We start from the raw sequence: 11,366 nt of genomic DNA on the forward strand, positions 1-11,366 counted from the left end.
GTGGTTTCATGCAGTAAAGGGGAAGAAGTGCATGGGTGACGATCACGAACTGGACGCCGCAGCGGAGGCGTTTGAAGGTGTCCGCGGTGAGCTTGCGCTGTTGCGCCGCGCCGTCGAGCGGCTGTCCGCGGAGCGCGCCGAGGTGCCGGAGATACCCGATTACAGCGAGACGCTGGGGAAAATGGCGAAGGCGCTCAACGCGACCATGCAAAATGTCGGCGTGCTGGCGAAAACGGCCGAGGACAATGTCGCGCTGCGCTATGTCGCCGACCGGATCGTCGCGGCTGGCGGCCATGCCCGCGACGAGGATCGGCGCATGATCGCGACCGCCGGTGAGAAGATGGACAAGGCGACGACCGCTTTGCACGGTATCGGCGGTTCTGCCCGCCGTGCGGACGAGCAGCGCCGTACCTTGTGGCAGGTCGGTGCGGGAGCGTGCCTGGGCGGGGCGCTGCTATGGACGATCGTGCCGGGGATCATCGCGCGCGAGCTCCCGGGGAAGTGGCAGGTGCCCGAGTGGATGGCAGCGCGCACGCTTGACCTACCGAAATGGGAAGCCGGGCAGCGCCTCATGCGAGCTGCTGGGCCGGATGCTTTCGCCAACATCGCGGCAGCCGATCGGATCATCACCGCAAATCGCAAGGCTGTGCAAGCCTGCTACAAGATAGCTGTGAGGACTAAGAAGACGGTGCGCTGTACCATCGAGATCAGTCGGGATGACGTGGCGGCAAGAAGTGCGATCGTCAGCTCCACGGATTGAAGTGCCCAAGCGGTGCAAGCCGATCATTCCACCGGACAGCAGCGATGCGCTATGCGGAAGGGGCAAGTGCTTCGATGATCCGGCAGTCGGCGACGGTGTTGCGGCTACAGGAATCTATTAGCGCGTCGAGTTCACCAGCAAGCGCGGTGAGGTCTGCAATTTTGCGTCTAATCGCGTCGCGGTGTTGGTTGGCAACGACATCGACGGCGATGCAGGACTGATCGCGCCGATCGGCAAGCCCCATAAGCTCGCGCACCTGATCGATTGAAAAGCCAAGATCACGCGCGCGACGGATGAAGGACAGGCGGCGTAGATGCGCGCCCTCATAGGTCCGATAGTTCCCCGCCGATCGCTCAGGAGCCGGCAGCAAGCCAATCTGCTCATAGTAGCGGATCGTCTCGACTTTCGTGCCGGTCGCACCAGCCAGTTTTCCGATCGTCAGTTTCTCAGACACAGCGCTTGACCCTCTAGCGACTAGAGGGTGCATATAGGCTGTCAGATCGATTCTATCGAGGTGGCGAATATGGCCTGCACAAGCTGCGCGTCCGACAAGGCGGACACTCTCAACGACCCTAAGTGGCGGCGCGCGCTATGGATTGCGCTCGCCATCAATGGCGGCATGTTCGTTATCGAGATCGTTGCCGGCATCACGGGTGGATCGAAGGCGCTGCAAGCCGACGCGCTCGACTTTTTTGGGGATACTGCGAACTACGCAATCAGCCTTGGCGTTGCCGGAATGGCGATAGCCTGGCGCGCACGCGCTGCGATGTTGAAGGGGGCGACGCTTGCTTTGCTAGGCGTCTATGTCTTGTTCGCGGCGGGATGGGGGGCGCTCCACGAAGCAACGCCCCATGCCGAAATTATGGGCGTGGTCGGCATCGCCGCGTTGATCGCGAACCTTGTAGTCGCGGTCATGCTGTACCGCTTTCGAAGCGGTGATGCGAACATGCGGTCAGTGTGGATTTGCTCGCGTAACGACGCGATTGGCAACATCGCCGTCGTACTGGCCGCAGGCGGAGTGTTCGGCCTCAACAGCGCGTGGCCTGATCTCGCCGTCGCCACCTTGATGGCTGTGTTGGGAATATCGGGCGGTGTTCAGATCATGCGGCAGGCACGCGCCGAAATGCGTAGCGAGCCCTCACCCGCCCCCGCTACTTACCAGCAGTCGTTACATGGCAGTCGGTAAGCTGCTAAGGCGCGGGCCGATGCACCGCCTCTCCGCCCTGTTCCTCAGTTTCATGCTCGTGCTTATGCTCGGGCTTGGATCAGTCGCGCATGCGACCGAAGGCGTGACGTGCGTTGATACCACAGCGGTCAGCTCCCTCGATCATTGCGACGGCGATGCCGACCAAGTGCCGGCAGACGCCGACAAGGCTTATCCTCACCATCATGGTGGTTGCCACGGCCATCATGTCGGCGTGCCGATCGCGTCCGATTCAACCGGACCAGCCAGCAGCGTTCGTATGACTGCATCGATGTGGCGCAATGCGCCCAAGGCCCCGGTAGCGTCGGACCCAGCCCTACGTCCTCCCCAAGCCTGACCAACGCCTAATTCCGCCGGGAAAGCCCGTGCGGATGCCCAAGGTTCGTCAGGAGTCCGTTACCCATGCACCGTTTTATTGCGGCCTTATTGGCCGTGGCGTCGTGCGCGTCGATCGCACAGGCGCAGTCAGCCGATCCAACATCGACCAGTCCCCCGCTCACCCTTGAGCAGGCGCTTTCGCTTGCCGGAGCCAGCGCCCCCAGCCTTGAGGCTGCCACGGCTGGCGTCCGGGCAGCACAAGCAGGCCGCACGGTTGCCGGCTACCGCCCGAACCCGTCGATCGTCGCCGAGACCGAGAACATTGCCGGCAGCGGCCAATATCGCGGTCTTCGAAGCGCCGAGACAACGGCAGGTCTGGCACTACCGATCGAGTTGGGTGGCAAACGATCGGCACGGATCGCTGTCGCAGATGCGATTGGTAATCGAGCGAGGATAGGCACGGCGTTGGCCGAGGCTGATCTACGGCTTGCCATCACGCAGCTCTACATCGAGGCGACCGCAGCGGAACGCCGACTGGTGACCGCGCGCGAGCAGGCCGGTATCGCCCGCGAAGCATCGCGCGCAGCCGGCGTCCGCGTTCAAGCGGGGCGAGCATCACCGCTCGAACAGCAGCGCGCCGATGTATTGCGGATCAACGTGGAGACGGCTGTGGAGCGCGCAGAGCGGCTTGCCGAGGTCGCCCGAAGCAATCTTGCCCGACGGATCGGCCAACCCCTCACGGGACCGTTGGACTTGGTGTGGTTCGGCCGTGTCGAGGGCTTTGGTCCAGCGCGGCCGATCGAGACCGCCGGGACGCTGGCATTGGCGGCGACACGCGCGGACGTGACAACGGCAGAGGCACAGGTGCGGCTTGCTAGGTCGCAGCGCATTCCCGACGTGACACTCAGCGCCAGCGCACGACGGCTTGAGGCTACGAACGACGTGGCAGCGGTGTTCGGGCTGTCGATCCCGTTCCCACTGTTCAACAACGGCAAGGCGGCAGTGGCGCAGGCGCGGGCGCAGACTGATCAGGCGCAGGCGCTACGTCGCGCGGCCGAGCTGGATACCGCGCAGGATATCGCAAGCGCACAGGCGAACGTCGCGAATGCCGCGACGACCGCTCGCAACGCCAGCGGGCCGGCATTGGCGTCGGCAAGCGAAGCCGCTCGGATCGCCCGGATCGGCTACCGGGAGGGCAAGTTCGGTCAGCTCGATTTGCTCGATGCCGAACGTACCCTGTCCGAAACACGAACCGCCGCGATCGATGCGCTCGCCACCTATCACGACGCCAAGGCACGCCTCGAACGGCTCGTTGCCGCAGCGCCCTCGACCGAGGAAACCAATCAATGACGAAGACCATCATGCGGGCGCTCGCGCCTGTGACCCTGGCTGTCCTCCTTGCCGGATGCGGCGGGGGTGGCAACGGCGAGGCCGGTGAGAAAGCCGGAGCCGAGAAGACCGAAGGTGCCGAGGCCAGCGAAGCCAAGGAGGGTCCAAAGGATATCGTCACCCTGTCCGCGCAGCAGATTGCGGATGCCGGGATAGAGGTTACGCGTCCTACAGTAGGCGGCGTGGCCGGAGCGATCGAGCTATCGGCAACGATCGAGGGCGATCCTCAGGGTGTGCAGGTTGTGTCCACCTCCGTAGGCGGTCGGCTCGTTTCCCTCACCAGCAATCTCGGGCAGTCAGTCAGCCGGGGAGACCCGCTGGCTATCATCGAAAGCCGGGAAGCGGCATCACTGAAAGCGGAGGTAGAAGCCGCGCGCGCGCGTTCCGCACTCGCCCAATCAAACCTTCGCCGCGAACAGCGCCTGTTCGCTGAACGTGTTTCGCCAGAGCAGGATCTGGTCGCAGCGCGGACGGCAGCGACGGAGGCCAGCATTGCCCTTCGCCTCGCGCAGCAGCAATTGTCAGCGACGGGCAGCGGAGGCGGCGCGCTCAACCGCATCGCGGTTCGCTCGCCGATCGCCGGCCAGGTCATCGCGAGATCCGCTACACTCGGGCAGGCGGTCGCGGCCGATGCAGAGCTGTTCCGCGTCGCCAACCTGTCGAAGGTCACTGTAACCACCTCACTCGTCCCCACCGATGCCGGTCGGGTGAAACCCGGCGTGCGTGTCGAAGTGACGGCACCGGGGCGGCGTCAGGAGGGGCGCGTCACGTTCGTATCCCCCATTCTGGACGAGACGACCCGATTGGTGCCGGTGATCGCTACCCTCGACAACGCCGGCAGCACATGGCGCGTCGGCGAAACGGTCAACGTATCGATCCTCGTTCCTGCGACCGGGGACCGCACCGTCGCCGTGCCATCGGCCGCAGTGCAGATGATCGAGGACAAGTCGTTCGTGTTCGTCCGCACTGCGACAGGATTCCGGGCAATTCCCGTGACGCTTGGTCGCACCAACGGCGGGCAAGTCACCGTAACGGCAGGCCTTACCGGCTCGGAGCGCATCGCTTCCACCAACAGCTTCACGCTCAAGGCCGAACTCGGCAAGGGTGCAGGCGGGGATGAGGACTGAGCCATGATCGGTCGCATCGTCACCCTCTCCGTCGAGAAGCGCTGGCTCGTCCTGCTTCTCACCATCGCGGCTGCATTGCTCGGGATTGGCGCGCTGCGTCAGCTTCCGATCGACGCCGTACCCGACATCACCAATAACCAGGTGCAGATCAATGTCGTTGCTCCTGCCCTCTCCCCCGATCAGATCGAGAAGCAGGTTGCGTTCACGGTCGAAACCGCGCTCGCGGGCATTCCTGGCCTTGAATATACCCGCTCGCTAAGTCGCAATGGCTTTGCCCAGATCACAGCGGTTTTCGGTGAAAAGACCGATATCTACTTTGCGCGAGCGCAGGTCGCGGAACGTCTGCGAACCGCTGAGGAAGACCTTCCCGAAGGTGTGAACCCCGAGATGGGGCCGATCGCTACGGGCCTCGGCGATATCTTCATGTGGACGGTCGAATATCGCGAGCTGGACCAAGTTCACCACCGCAACGGCGAACCCGGCTTGCAGCGCGATGCCAGCTATATCACCCCCGAGGGGGATCACCTTGTCAGCGACGCCGACAAGGCGACCTATCTGCGCACCGTACAGGATTGGATCGTCACGCCGCAGCTCAAAAGCACGGCCGGGCTTGCTGGCGTCGACTCCCTTGGTGGCTACACCAAGGAATATCTCGTTATTCCGGACATACAGCGCATGGCGGCAATGCGGCTAACGCTTCAGGATCTCACCACCGCCCTTCAGCGCAGCAATACCAGCGCGGGCGCTGGCGTGGTCAACCGCAACGGAGAAGGGCTGGCGGTTCGATCGGATGGGCGTGTTCGCAACGCCGACGAGCTGGCACGTACCGTCGTTGCCACCCGCGAGAGCGTTCCGATCCTGCTTAACCAGATCGCGACCGTTCGCACCGGGCAGGCGCTACGCATGGGATCGGCGTCAGAAAACGGCCATGAAGTTGTCGTCGGCACCGCGGTTATGCGGATCGGGGAGAATAGCCGCACGGTATCGACCGGCGTTGCCGAACGGCTGACGCAGATCGGCCGCTCTTTGCCGGTCGATGTTGTCGTGAAGCCGGTCATGAACCGGACCGAGCTGGTGAACTCCACAATTTCGACGGTTGCCCGCAACCTCGCCGAAGGTGCGGTGCTGGTAATCGTCGTTCTGTTTGCGCTGCTTGGCAATTTCCGCGCGGCGCTGATCGCGGCCTGCGTCATTCCGATTACGATGCTGCTGACCAGCATCGGCATGTTGGAGGCGGGCGTTTCGGCCAATCTGATGAGCCTTGGTGCGCTCGACTTTGGTCTGATCGTGGATGGCGCGGTCATTATCGTGGAGAACGCATTACGGCGTTTGGGCGAGGCGCAGCATGGTCGCGATGACGTGCTGACGATCGAGCAACGTCTCGGGATTGTCGCGGCATCGGCGCGCGAGATGATCCGCCCATCGGTGTACGGGCAGGCTATTATCATCTTGGTCTATGCGCCGTTGCTCACCTTCACGGGTGTCGAAGGCAAGATGTTCGAGCCGATGGCGCTCACCGTCATCATTGCTTTGGTGTTCGCCTTCATCCTGTCGCTGACCTTCATACCGGCAGCGATTGCGATCTGGCTCAGCAAGCGGGTCGAGGAGAAGGAAAGCCGCGTCGTCACGTTCCTCCGGCAGCGCTATGAGCCGGGACTTGATGCGGCGATGCGCCGGCCCACCCTTACCATCGGCGTTGCGATCGGTGCGCTGGCGCTTGCCGGGGCAGCTTTCACGACATTGGGGCAAGAGTTCTTGCCGCAGCTCGATGAGGGCAACATTCTCGTGCAGGCAGTTCGCATCCCCGGCACATCGGTCGATCAGAGCCAGACAATGCAATTCCAGGTGGAAAAGGCACTCGCCAAGGCCCCTGAGGTCCGTTTCGCCTTCTCCCGCACCGGCACGTCCGAAATCGCATCGGACCCAATGCCGCCTAACGCGACTGACACGTTTGTCATCTTGAAGCCGAAGAAGGAGTGGCCCGACCCCGGCCTGTCCAAGGAAGAGCTGGTGGAGCGGCTGGAAAAGCGCCTCTCCACCCTGCCGGGCAACGCCTATGAGATCACCCAGCCAATCCAGATGCGATTCAACGAGCTGATTGCAGGCGTGCGCGGCGATATCGCGATCAAGGTCTTTGGCGATGACTTTGGCGAGATGAACGCGACCGCAGATCGGATCGCCGGCATCCTTCGAAAGACGCGGGGTGCAGCAGACGTGCGGGTCGAACAAACCGAAGGTTTGCCGATGCTCGATATCCGGCCGAACCGTACCGCCATGTCCCGCGTCGGGGTAACGGCCGGTGACGTGCAGGACACGGTTGCCGCAGCCATTGGCGGCCGACAGGCTGGCGTGATCTTTGAAGGCGATCGTCGCTTCCCCGTCGTGATCCGGATGGCAGAAAGCTCACGATCCGATTTGACGGCGGTTGCTCAGGTGCCGGTGCCGACCGGCAGTGGCGGCTTCGTACCGCTATCGACTGTGGCGGATATCGCCGTGGTCGATGGTCCCAACCAGATCAGTCGCGAGAACGGCAAGCGGCGTGTCGTGGTGCAGGCCAACGTGCGCGATCGAGACGTGGCGGGTGTCGTGGCTGATGCCCGGTCAGCCATCGACGCTCAGGTGAAATTGCCGCCCGGCACGTATCTCGAATGGGGCGGTCAGTTCGAGAACCTGGCATCTGCCCGCGATCGGCTCAGCGTTGTGGTGCCGATCTGCTTCGTGGTCATCATGTTCCTGCTCTACGGCGCGCTTGGTTCCGTCAGGGATGCGTTGATCGTGTTTACCGGCGTTCCGCTGGCGTTGGTCGGAGGCATCCTTGCGCTGGTGCTAAGAGGCATGCCGTTCTCCATTTCAGCGGCAGTCGGCTTCATCGCGCTATCGGGTGTCGCGGTTCTCAACGGGCTGGTCATGGTGTCGTCCATCCATGATCTGATGCGGCAAGGCATGGATCGTGCGGTAGCGGCGCATCAAGGCGCTCTGGCGCGGCTCCGGCCGGTTGCGATGACGGCGCTCGTCGCATCGCTTGGCTTTGTGCCGATGGCACTTGGTCATGGTGCTGGAGCCGAGGTGCAAAAGCCGCTGGCGACCGTCGTCATTGGTGGCCTGATATCCGCAACCTTGCTCACCTTGTTCGTGCTGCCGACGCTCTACGCTCGTTTCGGACGGCGCGAGCTGCCAGCCCCATCAGGGGGACACATCGAACTGCCGCCTTTGAATCATGACAGCGTGAGGGCTTAAGCTATGCAGGCCGTTGCCTTCACGCTCATTCCCGTCGTCGCCGTACTGATCGGCTCGCTATTCGCGGTATCGAGACGGCCAAGTGATGCCTTCGTAAGCGCTATGCAGCACTTGGCGGCAGGCGTCGTGTTCGCCGCAGCGGCAGCCGAGATCTTGCCCCAGGTGATGCACGAAGGTTCACCGATCGCGACATTCACAGGCGGCGCGCTTGGCATTCTCGTGATGCTGTCGCTCAAAGCTCTTGAGGGTCGCGCCAGTGGCCCGATCGCTATGTTGGGCGCGGTCGCAGTGGATATCCTGATCGACGGGCTTGTTCTCGGGTTGGCGTTCGTCGCTGGCGGGAAGGCCGGCGTGTTGCTGACGATCGCGTTGACGTTGGAGGTGCTGTTTCTCGGACTGACCGTGACGACCGAGTTGGGCGAGACGATCAAGTCCAAGGCGCGGATCATCGCGATTACGATGGGGATCGCCTTGTTGCTGCCGATCGGTGCGGCGATAGCGACTCCCGTTGCGACGTTTCCGCCCGTCGTGATCGCCGGGTTTCTCAGTTTCGGTCTGATGGCGCTGCTCTACCTCGTGACGGAAGAGCTGTTGGTTGAGGCACACGAGAAGCCGGACACTCCGCTTATCAGCGCGATGTTTTTCATCGGGTTTTTGGGCCTGCTCCTGATCGAGGAGGTATTGGGCTGACCGCTCGACGTGGAACGTCTTGGACCGATAATGATGACGCCGAGCTTCGTCGGCGTATCGAGGCCAAGCAGACTCTGGCGGTAATCGCGCGCGAGATGGGACGAACGATGGATGCGGTTCGGGGGAGAGCCTCAACCCTGAAGGTAACTCTCCGCTCGTCGCAGCGACCGTGGCGGGACGGCGTGCCGCGCCGAGTAGACGTAGACTAGAAAAATAGGGGCGGTTGCCCGCCCCTATCCAGCTTCAGCCGTGCTTCATGCCGCCCTTAGCATGATCGCAGCAGTCCGCGGCCTTGGCTTTTGCGCCATCCTTGCAGCAGTCCGCACCGTCCTTGCAGCACGCCATGTCGGCGCAGCAATTGGCGACAGCGGCGAATGCGCCAGTCGACAGAGTGAGGGCGAAGGCAGCGCTGATGAGCTTAAACTTGGTCATGATATTCTCCGAAACTTACGTGTGATGATGTTCAATTTCACACGGTTTGCGGAGGGGGTGTGGCCGGAGCGTATGCCACGCCTAAAAGGCCCGTCTGTGGAGCTGGCCATGGCGATAGACGGGAGGACGGAACCAGCTCGATATGTTCGACGGTTTCGCCGGCAACTGCAACGCACGGTATAGCGCAAGCCGACGCAGGCGCCTTTTTGATGGGAGCGCCTGCTGATTTGCTGGCGCAGTCCATCATCGCGGACGCAGCCGGAGGCGCGGCCATCGCCATCGTCTCGCAGAGCGGGCCAAGCCGGACCAGCAACATCACGGCCAGGACGAAAAACGCCATGGAATGCAATATCTTGGACAGTGGGCGAGCCCGGCGTTTCATTGGATGCATCTAGAAGCACACTCAGTGATGCACAATGTCGCAGGAGCGGTTTGCCACACTAAGCGGACTTTACTGGCCTTTCCGATACGTTGGTGAGGTTGCGATGCTCGAAAGGTCCGTGGCGCTATCGATCGGCATACCTGCCTCCTTTCGCTCGGAATAGCGATCGACAAGCTGCGTGGTGTGCGGGCGTAGCAGGACCGTGAAGCGCACCAGCTCCTCCATCACATCCACGATCCGATCGTAATAACTGGACGGCTTCATCCGACCGGCGTCGTCAAACTCCGCAAACGCCTTGGCTACGCTGGATTGGTTGGGGATCGTCACCATTCGCATCCAACGGCCGAGGACGCGCAGGGTGTTCACGCTGTTGAACGACTGCGATCCCGCCGACACCTGCATGACGGCAAGCGTGCGGCCTTGCGTTGGGCGCATGCCGCCCATCGACAGCGGCAGGTGATCGACTTGCAGCTTCATGATGCCAGTAATCTGGCCATGCCGCTCGGGGCTGCACCACACATGCCCCTCCGACCACATCGACAGTTCGCGCAGCTCGTGAACGGCCGGGTGGTCGTCCCCCGTCACCTGATCGGGCAACGGCAACGTCGAAGGATCGAAGATCCGCGTTTCGCAGCCGAAGAATTGCAGCAGGCGAGCAGCTTCCTCGACGCATAGCCGCGAAAAGGATCGCTCCCGCAGGGAGCCGTAGAGCAACAGTATGCGCGGAGGTGGATCACCAGCGCCCAGCCCAAGGGCAGGACGATCGAGCGCATAGCGCCGATCAAGCGCGGGCAGATTATCAGGATCGGAGAGAGTGCGGAGCGGCATCAGGCGGTCCTTGGGCCAAGCAGAATGATACAGGTGCCGATCAGGCAAAGTGCAGCTCCACCCGCGTCCCAGCGATCGGGCCTTACCCCTTCGACAGCCCAGAGCCAGATCAGCGATGCGCAGATGTAGACGCCGCCATAGGCAGCATAGGCCCTCCCCGCTGCGTCGCTATCCACGCGTGTCAGTAGCCAGGCGAACAGCATAAGTGAGACCACGCCCGGAGCCAGCCACAGAGGCGATTTGTCCAGCCGCAACCATGCCCAAAAGGCAAAGCACCCTGCGATTTCCGCAAGCGACGCGGCAAGATAGACGAGTGCCGTCATACCATGCTGATCCTGATCGCGAGTGCCGCGAGCGTTACCAGCAGCACCGGGATCGTTAGTGTCGCACCAACCTTGAAGTAATAGCCCCAGCCAATCCGGATGCCCTTTTGCCCGAGGACATGCAGCCAGAGCAGTGTCGCGAGCGAACCGATCGGCGTGATCTTCGGTCCGAGGTCGCACCCGATTACGTTGGCGTAGATCATCGCTTCCTTGATCGCGCCCGTGGCGTGCGTCGCGTCGATCGACAGCGCGCCTACTAGCACGGTCGGCATGTTGTTCATCACCGACGAGAGCAGCGCGGCGATGATCCCGGTCCCGAACGCTGCACCCCACACACCGCCTTGCGCGGTACGATCGAGCAGGCTGGCAAGGTGGTCAGTCAGGCCCGCATTGCGGAGGCCATAGACGACCAGGTACATGCCGAGCGAGAAGATCACGACCTGCCACGGCGCGCCGGCCAGCACCTTGCGCGTCTGGATGACGTGACCGCGCGCGGCGATGATGAGCAGGAGGACTGCGCCGGCAGCGGCCACGGCGCTGACCGGCACGCCGAGGGGTTCGAGCAGAAAGAAGCCGGCAAGCAGTAGAGCAAGAACGACCCAGCCCGCCTTGAACGTGGCACGGTCGCGGATCGCATCACCGGGCGTGCGGAGCTGCGCCACATCGTAGCTTGCCG

General features: G+C 62.8%; 11 protein-coding genes. 6 read left to right on the forward strand and 5 right to left on the reverse strand.

The window, feature by feature from the left end:
- Positions 1 to 31: 31 nt before the first annotated feature.
- Entirely contained in the window at positions 32 to 760 is a 729-nt protein-coding gene (locus SJY20_RS17945; RefSeq protein ID WP_380788808.1) for a DUF6118 family protein, read from the forward strand.
- 49 nt (positions 761 to 809) lie between these two features.
- Here SJY20_RS17945 and SJY20_RS17950 read toward each other — a convergent pair whose 3' ends face one another.
- On the reverse strand, positions 810 to 1,247 hold the full coding sequence (locus SJY20_RS17950; RefSeq protein ID WP_056677700.1) for a helix-turn-helix domain-containing protein: 438 nt from the start codon (positions 1,245 to 1,247) through the stop codon (positions 810 to 812).
- A 36-nt stretch (positions 1,248 to 1,283) separates the two neighbouring features.
- On the opposite strand from SJY20_RS17950, the gene SJY20_RS17955 reads away from it, so the two are divergent.
- The 5 genes from SJY20_RS17955 to SJY20_RS17975 all read left to right on the forward strand — a co-directional run bounded on the left by SJY20_RS17955 (position 1,284) and on the right by SJY20_RS17975 (position 8,725).
- Positions 1,284 to 1,946, forward strand: coding sequence for a cation transporter (locus SJY20_RS17955; RefSeq protein WP_055843156.1), 663 nt, complete (start codon positions 1,284 to 1,286; stop codon positions 1,944 to 1,946).
- Between the two features lie 420 nt (positions 1,947 to 2,366).
- Positions 2,367 to 3,632, forward strand: coding sequence for a TolC family protein (locus tag SJY20_RS17960; RefSeq protein ID WP_133032468.1), 1,266 nt, complete (start codon positions 2,367 to 2,369; stop codon positions 3,630 to 3,632).
- Positions 3,629 to 4,798, forward strand: coding sequence for an efflux RND transporter periplasmic adaptor subunit (locus SJY20_RS17965; RefSeq protein ID WP_055763292.1), 1,170 nt, complete (start codon positions 3,629 to 3,631; stop codon positions 4,796 to 4,798). The genes SJY20_RS17960 and SJY20_RS17965 overlap by 4 nt, the downstream gene beginning before the upstream one ends.
- Before the next feature lie 3 nt (positions 4,799 to 4,801).
- Positions 4,802 to 8,035 carry an efflux RND transporter permease subunit gene (locus tag SJY20_RS17970; protein ID WP_380788811.1) on the forward strand — a complete coding sequence of 1,078 codons (3,234 nt, stop codon included), beginning with the start codon at positions 4,802 to 4,804 and terminating at the stop codon, positions 8,033 to 8,035.
- A 3-nt stretch (positions 8,036 to 8,038) separates the two neighbouring features.
- Positions 8,039 to 8,725 (forward strand): ZIP family metal transporter, encoded by a 687-nt coding sequence (locus SJY20_RS17975; RefSeq protein WP_031393017.1) that lies wholly within the window; start codon positions 8,039 to 8,041, stop codon positions 8,723 to 8,725.
- Between the two features lie 243 nt (positions 8,726 to 8,968).
- On the opposite strand, the gene SJY20_RS17980 is transcribed toward SJY20_RS17975, so the two are convergent.
- From SJY20_RS17980 to SJY20_RS17995, 4 genes are all read right to left on the reverse strand, one after another.
- A complete protein-coding gene (locus SJY20_RS17980; RefSeq protein ID WP_041394287.1) occupies positions 8,969 to 9,157 on the reverse strand; it encodes a hypothetical protein in 189 nt (62 codons plus the stop codon).
- A gap of 451 nt (positions 9,158 to 9,608) precedes the next feature.
- Positions 9,609 to 10,367 (reverse strand): arsenical resistance protein ArsH, encoded by a 759-nt coding sequence (gene arsH / locus SJY20_RS17985; RefSeq protein WP_031393242.1) that lies wholly within the window; start codon positions 10,365 to 10,367, stop codon positions 9,609 to 9,611.
- Positions 10,367 to 10,690 (reverse strand): YnfA family protein, encoded by a 324-nt coding sequence (locus SJY20_RS17990; RefSeq protein ID WP_031393241.1) that lies wholly within the window; start codon positions 10,688 to 10,690, stop codon positions 10,367 to 10,369. The genes arsH and SJY20_RS17990 overlap by 1 nt, the downstream gene beginning before the upstream one ends.
- Positions 10,687 to 11,366 (reverse strand): ArsB/NhaD family transporter (locus SJY20_RS17995; protein ID WP_380788814.1); only part of this gene is annotated, 680 nt, incomplete at its 5' end. The genes SJY20_RS17995 and SJY20_RS17990, both read right to left, overlap by 4 nt.

The organism is Sphingomonas sp. R86521 (genome assembly GCF_042466235.1).
GTDB lineage: Bacteria > Pseudomonadota > Alphaproteobacteria > Sphingomonadales > Sphingomonadaceae > Sphingomonas.